The organism is Haloprofundus salilacus, assembly GCF_020150815.1.
GTDB classification, from domain to species: domain Archaea; phylum Halobacteriota; class Halobacteria; order Halobacteriales; family Haloferacaceae; genus Haloprofundus; species Haloprofundus salilacus.
Map to the genome: position 1 here is coordinate 2830341 of NZ_CP083723.1, position 15738 is coordinate 2846078.

At 66.2% G+C, this 15738-nt stretch carries 16 protein-coding genes; 11 read left to right on the forward strand and 5 right to left on the reverse strand.

Going from position 1 to position 15738, the window contains the following annotated elements; all coding sequences use genetic code 11:
- Nucleotides 1-26 precede the first annotated feature (26 nt).
- Nucleotides 27-191: a DUF6757 family protein gene (locus LAQ58_RS14720; protein ID WP_224448195.1), complete on the forward strand. Its 165-nt coding sequence runs from the start codon at nucleotides 27-29 to the stop codon at nucleotides 189-191.
- A gap of 159 nt (nucleotides 192-350) precedes the next feature.
- Here the strand turns inward: LAQ58_RS14720 and LAQ58_RS14725 are convergent, their stop codons facing one another.
- Both LAQ58_RS14725 and LAQ58_RS14730 read right to left on the reverse strand, forming a co-directional pair.
- The gene (locus LAQ58_RS14725; RefSeq protein ID WP_224448196.1) at nucleotides 351-881 is read right to left on the reverse strand and encodes a GNAT family N-acetyltransferase; all 531 of its coding nucleotides are present in this window, start codon (nucleotides 879-881) and stop codon (nucleotides 351-353) included.
- Between the two features lie 64 nt (nucleotides 882-945).
- The gene (locus tag LAQ58_RS14730) at nucleotides 946-1473 is read right to left on the reverse strand and encodes a DedA family protein (protein WP_224448197.1); all 528 of its coding nucleotides are present in this window, start codon (nucleotides 1471-1473) and stop codon (nucleotides 946-948) included.
- Between the two features lie 105 nt (nucleotides 1474-1578).
- Here LAQ58_RS14730 and hemB point away from each other — a divergent pair, with 105 nt between their 5' ends.
- The 5 genes from hemB (at nucleotide 1579) to hemL (ending at nucleotide 6449) form a co-directional block, all read left to right on the forward strand.
- Nucleotides 1579-2559 (forward strand): porphobilinogen synthase, encoded by a 981-nt coding sequence (hemB, locus tag LAQ58_RS14735; protein WP_224448198.1) that lies wholly within the window; start codon nucleotides 1579-1581, stop codon nucleotides 2557-2559.
- 332 nt (nucleotides 2560-2891) lie between these two features.
- Entirely contained in the window at nucleotides 2892-4223 is a 1332-nt protein-coding gene (locus LAQ58_RS14740) for an ammonium transporter (RefSeq protein ID WP_224448199.1), read from the forward strand.
- Nucleotides 4220-4588 carry a nitrogen regulatory protein GlnK1 gene (gene glnK1, locus LAQ58_RS14745; RefSeq protein ID WP_224448200.1) on the forward strand — a complete coding sequence of 123 codons (369 nt, stop codon included), beginning with the start codon at nucleotides 4220-4222 and terminating at the stop codon, nucleotides 4586-4588. Before LAQ58_RS14740 ends, glnK1 begins: the two co-directional genes overlap by 4 nt.
- A 191-nt stretch (nucleotides 4589-4779) precedes the next feature.
- Nucleotides 4780-4971, forward strand: coding sequence for a hypothetical protein (locus LAQ58_RS14750; RefSeq protein WP_224448201.1), 192 nt, complete (start codon nucleotides 4780-4782; stop codon nucleotides 4969-4971).
- Nucleotides 4972-5111: 140 nt separating this feature from the next.
- Nucleotides 5112-6449, forward strand: a complete 1338-nt coding sequence (gene hemL / locus LAQ58_RS14755; RefSeq protein ID WP_224448202.1) for a glutamate-1-semialdehyde 2,1-aminomutase — start codon at nucleotides 5112-5114, stop codon at nucleotides 6447-6449.
- A 4-nt stretch (nucleotides 6450-6453) separates the two neighbouring features.
- Here hemL and LAQ58_RS14760 read toward each other — a convergent pair whose 3' ends face one another.
- Entirely contained in the window at nucleotides 6454-7473 is a 1020-nt protein-coding gene (locus LAQ58_RS14760; RefSeq protein ID WP_224448203.1) for an NAD-dependent epimerase/dehydratase family protein, read from the reverse strand.
- Nucleotides 7474-7601: 128 nt separating this feature from the next.
- On the opposite strand from LAQ58_RS14760, the gene LAQ58_RS14765 reads away from it, so the two are divergent.
- From LAQ58_RS14765 to LAQ58_RS14780, 4 genes are all read left to right on the forward strand, one after another.
- Nucleotides 7602-8156, forward strand: a complete 555-nt coding sequence (locus LAQ58_RS14765; protein ID WP_224448204.1) for an SUR7/PalI family protein — start codon at nucleotides 7602-7604, stop codon at nucleotides 8154-8156.
- A gap of 160 nt (nucleotides 8157-8316) precedes the next feature.
- Nucleotides 8317-9465, forward strand: a complete 1149-nt coding sequence (hemC, locus tag LAQ58_RS14770) for a hydroxymethylbilane synthase (RefSeq protein ID WP_224448205.1) — start codon at nucleotides 8317-8319, stop codon at nucleotides 9463-9465.
- Nucleotides 9462-10283: a uroporphyrinogen-III C-methyltransferase gene (gene cobA, locus LAQ58_RS14775; protein ID WP_224448206.1), complete on the forward strand. Its 822-nt coding sequence runs from the start codon at nucleotides 9462-9464 to the stop codon at nucleotides 10281-10283. The genes hemC and cobA overlap by 4 nt, the downstream gene beginning before the upstream one ends.
- Nucleotides 10280-11026, forward strand: a complete 747-nt coding sequence (locus tag LAQ58_RS14780; protein ID WP_224448207.1) for a uroporphyrinogen-III synthase — start codon at nucleotides 10280-10282, stop codon at nucleotides 11024-11026. Before cobA ends, LAQ58_RS14780 begins: the two co-directional genes overlap by 4 nt.
- A 104-nt stretch (nucleotides 11027-11130) precedes the next feature.
- On the opposite strand, the gene LAQ58_RS14785 is transcribed toward LAQ58_RS14780, so the two are convergent.
- On the reverse strand, nucleotides 11131-11868 hold the full coding sequence (locus LAQ58_RS14785; RefSeq protein WP_224448208.1) for a universal stress protein: 738 nt from the start codon (nucleotides 11866-11868) through the stop codon (nucleotides 11131-11133).
- A complete protein-coding gene (locus LAQ58_RS14790; protein ID WP_224448209.1) occupies nucleotides 11868-13286 on the reverse strand; it encodes an APC family permease in 1419 nt (472 codons plus the stop codon). The genes LAQ58_RS14785 and LAQ58_RS14790 overlap by 1 nt, the downstream gene beginning before the upstream one ends.
- A gap of 348 nt (nucleotides 13287-13634) precedes the next feature.
- Here LAQ58_RS14790 and recJ point away from each other — a divergent pair, with 348 nt between their 5' ends.
- A complete protein-coding gene (gene recJ, locus LAQ58_RS14795) occupies nucleotides 13635-15053 on the forward strand; it encodes a RecJ family nuclease (RefSeq protein WP_224448210.1) in 1419 nt (472 codons plus the stop codon).
- Nucleotides 15054-15738 lie beyond the last annotated feature (685 nt).

Genomic DNA, 15738 nt, shown 5'->3' on the forward strand with positions numbered 1-15738 from the left:
ACGCACTGGGGCACGAAGGATGGTGTATGCAGTGCCACTATTGTGACCGCGATGCCGCTTTTGCCGCCGGAAAAGACGGTGTTCGAGTCGGCCTCTGCGAGCAGCATTTCCGCGAGCGGATGGAGGAACTCGCCGAATCCGACGGGTTGGAAGCCCTGCGGGAGCGGCTCGACGTGGATCGAGCGGAGTGAGTATTTTACGAACGACCGACGATTCACGTCGAGAAGAGGTCGACCGCGCCGAGTGAGTCTCGGACGAACGGATGACGAACATTTTTCGGGTGGGAACGGAGTTCTATCGACAGAGTGGGCCAACAGTCGGATCGTCGACGCGACGCACGACGAGGATGCTCAGCGTTCGAGTTCCGACGGCAGTAGCCCGAACACGCGCAGGTCGACCCGGCGTCCGCCGACGAACTCCTGCTCGCGGAGGACGCCCTCCTCACGGAAGCCGACTTTTTCGAGAACCCGCCCGGAGGCGACATTCGGCGCTCGCACTCGGGCGGTGAGTTTGTCGAGTCGCCGTTCGTCGAACGCGTACCGCGCGAGGGTCCGAGCGGCGTCCGTGGCGTGGCCTCGTCCCTGCGCCTCCAGCGTGATCCAGTAGCCGATTTCGGCGCTGCCGTTCGTCTCGTCGAGGTCGTAGAAGAAGCAGAGACCGACCGTTCGGTCGCCGATTCCGACGAGAAACGTCTCGCCGTCGTCGTCGCCGACGACCGACTCGAGGTAGTCGGTGGCCGCCGAGAGGTTCATCGGCCGGGTGTCGCCGAGGACGCGACGGAACGCGGGGTCGTTGCGGTGGCGGGCGATGAACTCCCGGTCCTCGCGTTCGACGGTCCGGAGTTCGACGCGCTCGCCGGTGAGAAAGACGGGGCCGGGCACGTTGTGAACGTCTACTCCGCGACGGAAAATAACGTCGACCGGTGGGGGAGCGTCCCGTCGACCGTCAGAGATACGGCAGGATGACGAAGTACATAAGCGCCAGAAGCGTCTCGAACGAGAGCGTCCCGAGCGCCGACAGCGCGACGAACTTCCGGCCGCTCATCTCCGAGAAGCCCGCGGGGACGGTGAGCATCCCGCGCGTGAACGGCAGCGTGTTACTCACCGGGACGACGACGGGTCCCCAGCGGTCGAACCAGCCGTCGAACTTGTCGAGTCGCTCCTCGCTCACGCGGAACCAGCGTTTCTGGAGCAGATACTCGCGGCCGCCGCGTTTCGCCACCATGAACAGCGCGAACTGGCCGAGCGTCGCGCCGAGAACGGCGATGCCGATGATGACGATAGCCGTCTCGATGGAGGCACCGAAGACGAAGATGGCACCGGGAACGACGAGTTCGCTCGGCATGAAGTACATCAGCATCGCGCCTTCGAGGACGAAGATACCGAGCAGTAGGAGAAACGCGAACTCGGAGTCGAGCAGGTCGCGCAACATCGAGGGGACCTCGAAGTTGGCCTGAAGCAGCAGGCTCAGCATATAGAGAACGTCCGTCGTTGCGGCATTTATCGTTTTGGCCCTGATAGAGAGGGACACGCATGAAGAGAACGACGCGACTTTGCGTCGGCCGGTCGTAGGTCAAGCATGAACCTCACAGACCGCCCGCGTCGCCTTCGACGCGACGGCGTTCGCCACCTCGTGAGCGAAACTCGGGTCGACGCCTCGGATCTCATCGCCCCCGTCTTCGTCGACGCGACGACCGACGAGCGCATCCCCATCGAGTCGATGCCGGGCCACGAACGCGTCCCCGTCGCCGACACGGTGGATCGCGTCGAGGAGATTCTCGAAACGGGCGTTGAGGCGGTGATGCTGTTCGGCATCCCGGAGTCGAAGGACGAACGGGGCACGCGCGCGTGGGCCGAAGACGGCGTCGTCCAGAGGGCGACCCGCGATATCGTCGCCGAGACGGACGCCTACGTCATCACCGACGTCTGTCTCTGCGAGTACACCGACCACGGGCACTGCGGAGTCTTAGAGGACCACGCGGCCGGCGACCCGAACCTCACCGTAAAGAACGACGAGACGCTCGATCTGCTCGGGAGAATCGCCGTCTCGCACGCGGAAGCGGGTGCGCAGATGGTCGCCCCCTCGTCGATGACCGACGGGATGGTCGGGGCGATTCGCGAGGCGCTCGACGCCGATGGGTTCGACGACGTTCCCATCATGAGTTACGCCGCCAAGTACCAGAGCGCGTTCTACGGCCCGTTCCGCGACGCCGCCGACGGCGCGCCCGCCTTCGGCGACAGGCGGCACTACCAGATGGACCCCGCGAATGCCAGAGAAGCGCTCCGCGAGGTCCGACTCGACGTGGAGCAGGGCGCGGACGTGCTGATGGTCAAACCCGGCCTCCCTTACCTGGACATCGTCAGCGCGGTTCGCCGCGAGTTCGACCACCCGGTCGCCGCCTACAACGTCTCCGGCGAGTACGCGATGCTGCACGCCGCCGCAGAGAAAGGGTGGTTGGACCTCGACGAAGTGGCGATGGAGTCGCTCGTTTCGATGAAGCGGGCGGGTGCGGACCTGATTCTCACGTACTTCGCGGAGCGAATCGCGGAACGGTTGTAGCTGTTTTCGGCCGACACCCGGTGCCGACCGAATCGGCGCGCGCGAGAGATTACCGCTCGTCGGCGCGATTTACCGCCCGACAATCGTCCACATCTTCGGCAACATTTGTTGGTCGAGTGCGCGGAATACGACCTTATACAACATGTATTCCATATTAAAGCGACCGTATGGCCACTTAGGCCCCTTTGGAAGTTTGTTTTCTAACGCTAGCTCTTATAACAGTGTATTACGTGACCCTCTGACGTGGTTAAGAGCACTAATCCACACCAAACGAGTGAAATCGTGAACGAACGTCCACTCAATGTCGTGATAGATGAGGGGGTGAAGAACTGATGAACGCGCTGTTGCAAACCGACCTGTCGGCGGTCGTCGAGGGCGTCAACATGCTGTGGGTTCTCACCGTCACGTTCCTCATCTTCTTCATGCACGCCGGCTTCGCGATGTTGGAAGCCGGACAGGTGCGCTCGAAGAACGTCGCCAACCAGTTGACGAAGAACCTGCTGACGTGGAGTGTCGGCGTCGTCATCTACTTCCTGGTTGGCGCGGGAGTGTCGAACCTCGTCGGGGGCCTCGGCTTCGGCGAGTCGTTCGCCTACATCAACGGCGGGTCGGCCGCGTGGGTGAGTTGGCTCTTCGGCGCGGTGTTCGCGATGACCGCCGCGACCATCGTCTCCGGCGCCGTCGCAGGCCGCGCGAAACTCCGCGCGTACGTCACCTACACGGTGCTGCTCGCGGGCATCATCTATCCGGTTGTCGTAGACTTCACGTGGGCCGGCGGCTTCCTCGACGCGATGGGCTTTCACGACTTCGCGGGCGGCATGATCGTCCACGGGATGGGCGGCATCGCGGGTCTCACCGCGGCGTGGGTCATCGGCCCGCGCATGGACCACTTCAACGATGACGGCACCGCCAACGTCATCCCCGGTCACTCGCTGTCGTTCGCCGTCCTCGGCACGCTCATCCTCGCGTTCGGCTGGTACGGCTTCAACGTCGGCACCGCCGCCGCGCCGCTGGCTGAAGGCGGTACCGAACTCGCCGACTTCGCGTACGTCGGCCGCGTCGCGCTCGTTACGACGCTCGGCATGGCCGCCGGCGCAATCGGCGCTGCGGGCGTCGCACTGCTGATGACGGACAAAGTCGACACGCTGTACGTCGCCAACGGGATGCTCGCCGGTCTGGTCGGCATCACGGGCGTCGCCGACGCCATCGTCTGGCCCGGCGCGCTCGCGCTCGGCCTGCTCGCCGGCGCACAGCTGCCCCTCGTGTTCGAGTTCGTCGAGAAGCGCCTCAGAATCGACGACGTGTGCGCGGTATTCCCGGTCCACGGCTCCGCGGGCATCATGGGCGTCGTGCTGTTCCCGTTCTTCGCCGTCAGCGGCTTCTCCGTCGGTCAATTGGTGACGCAGATCGTCGGCGCGGGGGTCATCGCAGTCTGGACCGTCGCCGCGACGGCGCTGGTGTTCGGTGCGATTCGCGCACTCGGCGAGGCGCGAGTCACGCCCGAACACGAGCGCGAGGGCCTCGACACCTCCGAACACGGCGTCGACACCTACCCCGAGTTCGGTCAGCCCGAGGGCGCCGTCGCCGACGCGGCGGGCGTCCGCACCGACGGAGGGGTTGTCGTCGCCGACGACAAACGATCGAACGGAGGTGAGAACGAATGAGCGCCGACCTGCCGAACGACGGCGGAATCAAGATGGTCGTCGCCGTCATCCGCCCGGACAAACTCGGCGACGTGAAGAAAGGTCTCGCGTCGGTGGGAGCGCCGTCGCTGACGGTGACGAACGTCTCCGGCCGCGGCAGCCAGCCCGCGAAGAAAGGCCAGTGGCGCGGCGAGGAGTACACGGTCGACCTCCACCAGAAGGTGAAAATCGAGTGTGTCGTCGCCGACATCCCGGCCGAGGACGTCGTCGACGCCATCCACGAGGCCGCCAACACCGGCGAACCTGGCGACGGGAAGATATTCGTCCTCCCCGTCGAGAACGCCGTTCAGGTCCGCACGGGCGACGAAGGCCCCGACGCGGTCTGAGCAAGCGGCGACCGCCGAGCAGTATTTTTCGCGCGATTCGGTCCGCCAGTGGCGACGCGTCGGAGTCGACGAGACGGCGAGACGACGAGACGACGAAACACTGGGACGCCCGAGCGTCGGACCTCACGGGTCGACTGCAGGCGGAGAGAACTCCCGAAGCGCTCTTGGGTCGGGTCCTCGTACACGTTGATATGCCTTCGAAAGCGAAGAAAGCCCTACTCGGGCTCGTCGCCCTGTTCGTCGTGGCATCGGTCGTCCACTACGCGCTGTTCGGGTCGTTCCCGTTCGGTAAGCCGCAACTGCTCGACGACGAGGCCGACGCCGCCGAGACCGAGACCGAAAGTGAGAGCGACGCGGACGTCGAAGCCGACGCCGCGCAGTAGAAGCGACGACGCAGAAGCGACCCAGTAACTACTTTTTCGCCCGCGTACGAACCGCGGGACATGAACAAGCCGAGACGGACCAGTTTCCAGACCTCGTTGCAGCGGGTAGCGACCCGCGCGCTCACGAATGGAGGCGACTCGTGAACCACGACCGCTCCCGCGACCTGTACGACCGGGCGCTCTCCGTACTGTCGGGCGGCGTCAACTCCTCGGTGCGGGCGACGCGTCCCTACCCGTTCTTCGTCGAGCGCGGCGACGGCGGCCACGTCGTCGACGCCGACGGCAACCGGTACGTCGATTACGTGATGGGTTACGGGCCGCTGCTGTACGGCCACAGTCCGCCTGAACCGATACAGGCGGCGATTCAGAAGTACGCCAGCGCCGGGCCGATGTACGGCGCGCCCACGGAGATAGAGGTCGAACACGCCGAGTTCGTCGCCCGACACGTCCCGTCGGTGGAGAAGATTCGGTTCGTCAACTCCGGTACCGAGGCGACCGTCTCGGCGGTCCGTCTCGCCCGCGGTGCAACCGGTCGGGACAAGATCGTCGTCATGCAGGGCGGCTACCACGGCGCGCAGGAGTCGACGCTCGTCGAGGGAGGTCCCGACAACCCGCATCCGAGCACGAGCGGGATTCCCGAGTCGTTCGCCGAGCACACGCTTCCGGTCCCGTTCAACGACGAGGAGGCGGTCGGCGAGGTGTTCGAAGAGCACGGCGACGACATCGCAGCGGTCCTCGTCGAACCCATTCTCGCGAATATGGGCATCGTCGCGCCCGTCGACGGCTACCACGAGACGCTGCGCGATCTCTGCGACGAACACGGGTCGCTGCTTGTGTTCGACGAAGTCATCACCGGCTTCCGCGTCGGCGGCCTCCAGTGCGCGCAGGGGAAGTTCGGCGTCACCCCCGACCTCACGACGTTCGGCAAGATAATCGGCGGCGGCTTCCCCGTGGGCGCAGTCGGCGGCCGCGCCGAGCTAATCGATCAGTTCACCCCGGGCGGCAGCGTGTTCCAGTCGGGGACGTTCTCGGGGCATCCGGTGACGATGGCCGCCGGGCACGAGTATCTGAAGTACGCCGCCGAGAACGACGTGTACGATCACGTCAACAGGTTGGGCGAGAAACTGCGCCGCGGCATCACCGATATCTGCGCGGACCAGGCGCCCGAGTACACCGTCGTCGGCACCGACAGCATGTTCAAGACGGTGTTCACCCGCGAGGGGCCGTCGAGCCTCGGCGGCCAGTGCGAGGCCGGATGCCAGCAGCGCGTCGACTGCCCGCGCTTCGACTACTGTCCGAAGACCGGCGCGGACGTGTCGAACGCCGAGACCGAGCGCTGGGAGCGCATCTTCTGGCAGGAGATGAAAGACCAAGGAATATTCCTCACAGCAAACCAGTTCGAGTCGCAGTTCGTCTGCTACGCCCACACCGACGAGGACATCGAGGAGACGCTGGAAGCGTACAAGGAAGCGCTCTAACTCCTCACGAGTCGAACTCGGAGACGAGCGACTCTCTCGCTTTGCGCCACGCGCCGACGATTCGGTCCGGCAGAGGGTCCGACTCCCACGGGTCGACTCGTCTGTTTTCGTCCAACCACGCGACGGTTCGTCTCACTCCCCGCTCCCAGCTGACAGTCTGTTCGTGCCCCAAGTCGTGTTTCGCCTTCGCGTTGTCGAAGACAGTGCTGTACTGGAAGTGGTCTCGAAGCCCGCCCGTCCGCTCGGGCGCGAGTTCGAAGAGCACGTCCGACGGAATGTGGACGAGTTCGGGTTCCGGCGCGTCGAGGGCAGTGGCGACGCTCCGGTGGTACTCGTTCCACGTCAGATGTTCCTCGGCGGTGACGTGGTACGCTTCGCCCTCGACGGTCGACCCCTTCGCTTCCACTGCAGCGACGAAGCTTCGGGCCACGTCGTCGCGGTGACACGGCGCCCACACCGACGTACCGTCGCCGTGGACGACGACGGGCTTGCCCGCCCGGATGCGGTCGATGTACGTCGGTCGGTCGCCGAGCGAGTGGATGAGCGACCCTCCCTCGCCGTACGTGTGCCACGGGCGAAGGACGACTGCCGGGAAGCCCGACTCCTCGTAGGCGTCGAAGAACACGTCCTCGGCGGCGGCTTTGTCTCTGCCGTAGTCGCTCGTCGGCGGGTGTCGCGGCGTCTCCTCGGTCAGCGGCATCCGCGAGACGGGGCGAGAGTACACGTCGATGGTCGAGCAGAAGACGTAGCGGTCGACCGACCCCGAGAAGGTCCGGACGGCGCTCTCGGCGTCCGCAGGCGAGAAACAGACCATGTCGACGACGGCGTCGAAGGAGCGGTCGCCGAGCTGGTCCTCAAATCGCTCGTACTCGGTCCGGTCGCCGCGAATCAGGGTGACAGTATCGGGAATCTCGGCGTCGGTCTCGTCGCGGTTGTACAGCGTCACGTCGTGACCGGCGGCGACGAGTTGGCGGGTGATTCCCGTGCTGATGAGGCCGGTGCCGCCGACGATGAGCACGTCCATAGCGTGTCGTCTCGGCGTGCGAGGAAGAATCCGCGGTCGGGGCAAGCGACGTTCGATGTGCAGAACTGGACATCAACGTCCATCGGTGGCGGACGAGGTTTATGTCCGAAGCCGCGTTACTGTTGCGTATGAGCCCTCCCACCGACGAACCGAGACCGACGAGCAGCGACACCGGACCCGACGGACGCGGTCCGACACCGACCAACGGGTCGACCCAGTCAGCCCGGTCCACTGGGTCAACGACCGAGAGCGTTCGCCGCGTCTTGGACAAGTACCTCCCGCATCGGAGCGTCGACTCGAGCTGGTGGTACTGGATAGCCGCCGTGCCCGCCCTCTTCGTCGTCTCGCTCGGGTTCGGCGTAGGGGCGTTCTTCCTCGCGCTCCTCGGCGTCGGACTGGACATCGCCGGATTCATGGGTCTCGCGACGGCGGGATTCGGCCTATTCTTCTTCCTCGTCGCTTCGGTACTGGCGCTGGCGAGTCTCGTCGTGGCCGTGCTGTTTCCGGTCGCGATGTACGTCGACGCCCGCGCCGTCGAGGAGGCGGATTTGGGCTGGAACCCCGACCCGGTGCTGTACTTCCTCGGCGCGGTCCTCGCGGTGGTCGCGACGAACTTCCTGCTGAGCGTCCCGCTGTCGGTGTACTACCTCTACAAGCGCCACGAGGCCATCGGGCGGCCGTGAACGGCGCGGCACGAGCGACCGTCACGACCCGAACGAACATCGCGACTGACTGAACGCGTCACGTCGATTAGACAATTCTCCCGCGACGCGTCGACACACCGGCGAATCGGCCGAAGGCGGAACTGAAGCCCTTTTCAGGGTCCGACGCCCACCGACGCACATGAGTACTCACGGGACACTCCGCCTCGCGACGCGAGGGTCGGACCTCGCGCTTCGACAGGCCGCGAGCGTACAGGAGGCGCTCGCCGGGCGACGCCGCGACGTGGAACTGGTCGAAGTCGAGACCCGCGGCGACCAGATTCAGGACGAACTCATCCACCGCCTCGGCAAAACGGGGGCGTTCGTCCGCGCGCTCGACGAGAAGATTCTCTCGGGGGAGGTCGACGCCGCGGTCCACTCGATGAAGGACATGCCGACCGAACAGCCCGACGAGCTGTTCGTGGCCGGAATCCCCGAGCGCGCGCCCGCCGGCGACGTGCTAGTGACGCCCGACGGCCGCGAACTCGACCAACTGCCGGAGGGCGCGACGGTCGGCACCTCCTCGCTCCGGCGACAGGCGCAACTGCTCAACGCCCGCCCGGACCTGACGGTCGAACCGCTCCGCGGCAACGTCGACACGCGCGTCGAGAAACTGCTCGCCCCGGCGCTCCAGAGGGAACACGAAGCCCGCGTCGAGGCCGACAAGGACCGGAAAGGAAACGTCGGCAACGACGACTACGAACCCGAGTACGACGAGCGACCCGAGGAGTGGTTCGAGAGCCTGAGCGAACTCCAGCGGAACGCCCTCGGCCGCGAAGTCGACACCGAGTACGACGCCATCGTCCTCGCCGAGGCGGGCCTCAAACGCAGCGGTCTCGACCACCACGTCGCGTACGTCCGTCTCCCGCGCGACCGATTCGTCCCCTCCCCCGGACAGGGAGCCATCGCCGTAACGAGCGTCGACGGCGACGCCGCCGACGCCATCCACAAAGCGATCGACCACCCGCGGACGCGCGTCGAAACGACCGTCGAGCGCACGATTCTCTCCGAACTCGGCGGGGGGTGCGTCGCCCCCATCGGCGTCTTCGCGCTCGTCCAAGGTCGACACGTTCACACGCGCGTGCAGGTGCTCGGCCGCGACGGCGAGGAGACGGTCGAGTCGACGCGCGACCTGCCGGTCGAGACGCACGCCGTCGCCGCCGCCGAGTTCGCCGCGGACCTCGCCGACCGGGGCGCGGCCGACCTGATTCGGAAAGCGAAACGCAACGCCGACGAGTCGACGGCCGACGAGGGAGGCGCGCGGGAAGACGAAGAGGAAGGAGAGAAATGAGCGACGCGAGCGACGCAGACGACACTGAGCGTGTGGCGTCGGAAACCGCCCCCGGCGTCGTCTACCTCGTCGGCAGCGGCCCGGGCGATCCCGGCCTCATGACCGTGAAGGGGCGACGCCTGCTCGACGAGGCGGACGTGGTGCTCCACGACAAACTTCCGGGCCCCGAAATTCTCGGCCAAATTCCCGAGGAGAAACGCGAGGACGTGGGCAAGCGCGCCGGCGGCGAGTGGACGCCGCAGGAGTACACGAACAAGCGCCTCGTCGAACTCGCTCGCGAGGGAAAGACGGTCGTGCGCCTGAAAGGCGGCGACCCGTTCGTCTTCGGCCGCGGCGGCGAGGAGGCCGAACATCTCGCGAACGAGGGCGTTCCGTTCGAGGTCGTCCCCGGCATCACGTCGGCCGTCGGCGGTCCCGCGGTCGCCGGGATTCCGGTTACGCACCGCAACCACGCGTCTTCAGTCTCGTTCGTCACGGGTCACGAGGACCCCACGAAGGAGGAGTCGGCGGTGAATTGGGCGGCGCTCGCTGAAACCGGCGGCACCATCGTCGTGCTGATGGGCGTCAGAAAACTTCCCGACTACGTGAAGGCGCTGCGGGACGCCGGAATGGATCCCGAGACACCCGTCGCGCTCGTGGAACGGGCGACGTGGCCCGACATGCGCGTCGCCACCGGAACGCTCGACACCATCGTCGACGTGCGCGACGAGCGCGGCATCGAACCGCCCGCGATTACCGTCGTCGGCGACGTGGCCGGAACGCGCGAGCGGGTGCTGAAGTTCCTGCGAAACGAGTCGAAACCGGAGTCCGAACCATGAGTCAGGAGGTTCGCGTCGCCGTCTTCCGCCCGGACGACGAGCGACTCCGCGACGCCATCGAACTGCTCGACTCGCTCGGCGCGACGCCCGTCGCCGACCCGATGCTCGCCGTCGAACCGACCGGAGCGGTCCCCCGAGACGACGCCGACTACGCGATACTGACGAGCAAGACCGGCGTCGAACTCGTCGCCGACGCCAGATGGAACCCCGGCGAGACGACGCTCTGCGCCATCGGCGAGAGCACCGCCGAGGCGATGCGCGAGCACGGGTACGCGGTCGATTTGGTCCCCGACGAGTTTTCGTCAACAGGGCTGGTCGAGACGCTCCGCGAGCGGGTGCCGGGCGCGCGGGTCGAAGTCGCCAGAAGCGACCACGGGTCACCTGTGCTGACCGACGGACTCGAAGCGGCCGGAAGCTACGTCCACGAGACGATTCTGTACGAACTCGTGCGGCCGCCCGAATCGGGAACGTCGGCCGAGATGGCCGCGGCGGGCGAACTTGAGGCGGCGCTCTTCACCTCGTCGTTGACGGTCGAGCACTTCCTCGACGCGGCCGCCGAGCGTGGCCTTCGAGACGAGGCCGTCACCGGATTGAACGACGCCGTCGTCGGCGCTATCGGGGAGCCGACGCGCGAGACGGCCGAAGCCCGGGGTATCGCCGTCGACGTGGTTCCCGACGCCGCCGACTTCGAGCAGCTGGCGTGCGCCTCCGTCGAAGCCGCCGCGCCGACGTACCACGAATAGAAAAAAACGGAACTCTCGACACAGGGCGTGTCTCTCGTCACAGCTCATTTTCACTGCTCTCGTCACGCTTACTCCCCGGGAGCGCCGACGGCGAGAACTCGGGGTTACGTCGTCTCGCCTCTCTCCATCTTCTCGCGGCGTACGACGACGACCGGACCGAGCGAGCGGTCAGCGACGCGGTCGCTCTCCTCGCCGAAGACGAACGACCGGAGCGACGGCGTGCGTTCGCCCATCACCACCGCATCGTGGTCGGCGGCGACGTCCGCGGTATCCGAGATCGGGTCGTCAGTGGCGACGACCGCCGCGGAAATCCGGTCCGAAGAGACGCCGCCGTCGAGCAGCGTCGCTCTCGCGTCGGCGACGAGCGGGTCCTCAGCGGCGGCTTCGGCCGACGAATCCGTGTCCTCGGAAACCGCACGGAACAACGTCACCTCGACGTCACGCCCGGCGACGAGCGGAGCGACGACACGAGCGACGTGGTCTATGTCGACGTCGGGGTGAAGCGGGACGAGCACTCGCTCAACGGTGGGTGCAGGGTTGGCGATGAGATACGCCTCGCAGTCGAGTTCGTCGGCGACTCGGTCGACTGTCTGCGCTTCGCCGCGAGTGAACACCAGTCGCGTCTCCACGTCGTCGGCGAAGAGGTCGGTCACTTCGTCGAGTTTCGACTGCCCGAGTTCCTCGAACTCCATGCGTGCCTGTCCCGGCGGCGTCTGTTCGGGGACGACGTAGTAGCCGAGGACGACGACCGACGCCGGGGCGAGAAACGTGGCTAGACCCGTCGCCAGCGACTCGCCCTCGAGGACGCGGAGTGGGACCAGAATCCGGGGTCCGTCAGGCATCAGAACACCCCCTTGAGTCGAACGTCGCGTGCGTAGTAGAGGTACCAGCCGCCGGAGGCGACCATGACGAGCACCCCGACGACCTGCGAGAGTGGGCGCATGAAGAAGATGAGCCCGAAACTCGCCAGCGCGCCGACGGCGGGCGTCACCGGATAACCCGGAGTCCGAAACGACGGGTCGTACCACTTCGGCGGCGAGCGTCGAAGCACGAGCAGTGCGACGCACATCAACGAGTACATCACGAGGTGGAGAAACGACGCGACCTCCGCGAGCACCTCGACTTGGCCGACGGCGACGAGCACGAGCACCGGTCCACCGGCGGCGACCAGCGCGACGTGCGGGGTGCCGTACCGGAGGTTCAGTCGGCCGAACCACCGTGGGACGAGTCGGTCGCGGCTGAGCGCGTAGACGGCGCGCGAGGAACTCAGTATCGACGCATTCGCGCTCGAGAAGGTGGCGAGTAACCCGGCGAAGAGGATAGCGACGGCCCCCGCGACGCCGAAAAAGGAACGGGCAACCTCGACGACAGCCGTCTGTCCGAACCCTGCGAGTCGCTCGCTGCCGAAAGCGCTCGTCGAGACGAAGATGGTCGTCACGTAGAGGAGACCGACGACGAGCACCGACCCCACCATCGCGAGCGGGAGATTTCGACCCGGTTCTTTGATCTCTCCGGCGACAGTCGCCACTTGTGCGAAGCCGAGATACGAGGTGAAGACGAGTGCCGTCGTCGTCAGAATCGGGGCGGTGCCGAACGGGGCGAACGTCTCGGGGACGGCCCGACTGCCGATGAGACCGAGCGCCGAGAGCGATCCGTAGCCGAGGAACGTGACGAGAATAGTGAGTAGAAGACCGACGACGGCGTTCTGGAGTTTGGCCGCATTTTCGGTCCCCGTGACGCTCAACCCCGTCAGAACGACGCCGAAGAGGAGACCGAGCGGCGTCACGAGACCGCCGCCGAGCGAGATTCCGGCTTCAGCGAGCACCGCGGCGGCGTAGCTGCCGAAGCCGACGAGGTAGAACGCCGAGGCGAAGACGAGGCCGAGCCACAGACTCGTTCCGACGACGGTCCCGAACCCCGACCCGAGACCGCGCGAGATGAAGAAGTAGCCGCCGCCGCTTCTCGGCATCGCCGTCGCCAACTCCGCGGTCGGCAACGCCACCGCGAGTGCGACGACTGCGCCGATAGCGAACGACGCCGCGGCAGCGGGACCGGCGCGTCCGGCAGCGAGGCCGGGAAAGACGAAGATGCCTGCGCCGATCATCGTCCCGATGCCGATGGCGAGCGCACCTGTGAGTCCGATGGTACGTTCCAGTTCGACGCGCTCTTCGTACACCGTCGTCTCGGCGGTGGTCTCTACTGCCTCCGCCTCGGTGGGGACGGTCTTGTCCGCCTCTCCGACATCGTCCGCGATTGACATAGGCTAGCCACCAGCGAGCGGGACGAAAAGTCTAGGCCGGCCGGAAACGAGTCTACTGAACTCCGAAAGCTAGGACGCGACGAGTGGCGTCGGTCGTGGACGCACGAGGGCACCGACGCGCGCATCGGCCGCGACGAGCGGAATCTGTACAACGGGTCCGACTCGGACCACCGGAATTCGGGCGGCCGCGAGAGGACGTTCGCCCGAATCGTCGCCGTCAGGGACGCGAGAAGTCGGTCACAGGCGTCGACGCTGAACAGATACCGACCCTCAGTCTCACCGTGGCGCACGTACGTCTGAAGTCGAAGAGCCGAGCCTTTAACCCCGAAGACGACCCATCCTCCGTCGATGCCCGCCGGTCCCGTCCCCGAACTCGAAGCGCGCGCCGAGGCTTGCGCCGAACGGCTTCGCGACGCCGACTCCGTCCTGCTCGCCTCCCACATCGACGCCGACGGGTTGACGAGCGCCGCCGTCGCCGCGAGCGCGCTCGAACGCGCCGGAATTCCGTTCGACACCGTCTTCTCGAAACAGCTCGACGCCGACGAGATCGCCGCCATCGCCGCGACGGACCACGAGACGGTCCTCTTCACCGACTTCGGCAGCGGCCAACTCGACATCATCGCCGACCACGAGGCGGCGGGTGAGTTCACGCCCGTTGTCGCCGACCACCACCAGCCAGCCGACGCCGACACGGAGTTCCACCTCAACCCGCTCCTGTTCGGCATCGACGGGGCCTCCGAACTCTCCGGAGCGGGCGTGAGTTACGTTCTCGCGCGCGCGCTCGAAACCGGGAGCAGAAGCGATAACCGCGATTTGGCGGCGCTCGCCGTCGTCGGTGCGGTGGGCGACATGCAGGACTCCGAGGGCGCGCTCCACGGGGCGAACGAAGGCATCGTCGAGGAGGGCGTCGAGGCGGGCGTCCTCGAAGCCAACACCGACCTCACGCTGTACGGCAAGCAGACCCGACCGCTCCCCAAGTTGCTCGAATACGCCAGCGACGTGCGGATTCCGGGCATCTCGAACGACCACGCCGGTTCCATCTCGTTTCTCGACGGCCTCGGCCTCCACCTGAAGGCCGACGGCGAGTGGCGACGGTGGGCCGACCTCTCGGCCGAAGAGCGACAGACCGTCGCCAGCGCCCTCGTGCGCCGCGCCGTCGCCAGCGGCGTGCCCGCGGACCGAATCAACTCGCTCGTCGGGACGGCGTACACCCTCGTCGACGAGGAGACGGGGACCGAACTCCGCGACGTGAGCGAGTTCTCGACGCTTCTGAACGCGACGGCGCGCTACGACCGCGCCGATGTGGGTCTCGCCGTCTGTCTCGGCGACCGAGACGGCGCGCTCGACAGAGCGCAGAAACTGCTGCGGAACCACCGCCGGAACCTCTCGGAGGGACTGCAGTGGGTGAAAAACGAGGGCGTCACTGTCGAGGAGAACGTCCAGTGGTTCGACGCCGGAACGCGGATTCGCGAGACGATCGTGGGAATCGTCGCTGGGATGGCCGTCGGCGCGAGCGGTATCAGCCGCAGCAAGCCCATCGTGGCGTTCGCCGAGAAAGGAGACGGCGAGGTAAAGGTCTCCGCGCGCGGATCGCATTTCCTCACGCGGAAGGGACTCGACCTCTCGGCGGCGATGCGCGATGCCTCCCGCGCCGTCGGCGGCGACGGCGGCGGGCACAACGTCGCCGCGGGCGCGACGATTCCGGCCGGAGAGCGCGAAGCGTTCGTCGCCGAAGTGGACCTCATCGTCGGCGAGCAGTTGGGATAGCGCCCGAGGCGGCAGCGGCGAGACAGAGTGATTGTCACGGAACTCCAGAGACAAGAACAGTGTAACGGACGGATACACGGCGGAGTAGCGCTCATTCGTCCGTCAGCGCCGGGTAACGCGACTAAATCCGGATTCGCGACCGTCGTAACCGGGTCGTATCAGCCGCGTGGACGCGTGGACTGCTCGAACGGACGTTCGAGACCCCGATAAACGGGAACTCAACGCTGTCCGCCGGATGTGCGAGGAACCCGAACGGAGAGCCACTCACCGTTCGGCGCACTCGCGCCAGAAACGCCGAATTAGTATCGCGTCATAATATTTATCCAGCGGCGAGAGCGCGCGGAGTGCCGAACGAGAGTCTCGAACCGAAGTGTAATGTGTGCGTCGGGGGAGCGAGGAGTCAGACCGTCAACGGACTGGACCACCTCGGCCCCAATTGGCGACAGTTTTCGAGTTACTCGCCGTGTAGCCAACGAGATCTGAAAACAGGCTCCGGAACCAGCTTCCGGTCGGTGACGGAGACGACCGCTGGTTGGCCGATGGATGCGCTGCGGATGCACCTCCCAGACGGAAACGACACGATGCCGGGTCCATAAACTGAATATCGAGATACTAAACAGCGCCGGTCGCGACAGGAGAACGTCGTCCGTCGCGAGATTCGGAAATGGGTTCGTATGCCGCTCAA

Coding starts and splice junctions, on each gene's coding strand:
- LAQ58_RS14720 (WP_224448195.1), top strand. CDS start 27: ATGCAGTGCCACTATTGTGACCGCGATGCCGCTTTTGCCGCCGGAAAA.
- LAQ58_RS14730 (WP_224448197.1), bottom strand. CDS start 1,473: ATGCTGAGCCTGCTGCTTCAGGCCAACTTCGAGGTCCCCTCGATGTTG.
- hemB (WP_224448198.1), top strand. CDS start 1,579: ATGAACCTCACAGACCGCCCGCGTCGCCTTCGACGCGACGGCGTTCGC.
- LAQ58_RS14740 (WP_224448199.1), top strand. CDS start 2,892: ATGAACGCGCTGTTGCAAACCGACCTGTCGGCGGTCGTCGAGGGCGTC.
- glnK1 (WP_224448200.1), top strand. CDS start 4,220: ATGAGCGCCGACCTGCCGAACGACGGCGGAATCAAGATGGTCGTCGCC.
- LAQ58_RS14750 (WP_224448201.1), top strand. CDS start 4,780: ATGCCTTCGAAAGCGAAGAAAGCCCTACTCGGGCTCGTCGCCCTGTTC.
- LAQ58_RS14760 (WP_224448203.1), bottom strand. CDS start 7,473: ATGGACGTGCTCATCGTCGGCGGCACCGGCCTCATCAGCACGGGAATC.
- LAQ58_RS14765 (WP_224448204.1), top strand. CDS start 7,602: ATGAGCCCTCCCACCGACGAACCGAGACCGACGAGCAGCGACACCGGA.
- hemC (WP_224448205.1), top strand. CDS start 8,317: ATGAGTACTCACGGGACACTCCGCCTCGCGACGCGAGGGTCGGACCTC.
- cobA (WP_224448206.1), top strand. CDS start 9,462: ATGAGCGACGCGAGCGACGCAGACGACACTGAGCGTGTGGCGTCGGAA.
- LAQ58_RS14780 (WP_224448207.1), top strand. CDS start 10,280: ATGAGTCAGGAGGTTCGCGTCGCCGTCTTCCGCCCGGACGACGAGCGA.
- LAQ58_RS14785 (WP_224448208.1), bottom strand. CDS start 11,868: ATGCCTGACGGACCCCGGATTCTGGTCCCACTCCGCGTCCTCGAGGGC.
- LAQ58_RS14790 (WP_224448209.1), bottom strand. CDS start 13,286: ATGTCAATCGCGGACGATGTCGGAGAGGCGGACAAGACCGTCCCCACC.
- recJ (WP_224448210.1), top strand. CDS start 13,635: ATGCCCGCCGGTCCCGTCCCCGAACTCGAAGCGCGCGCCGAGGCTTGC.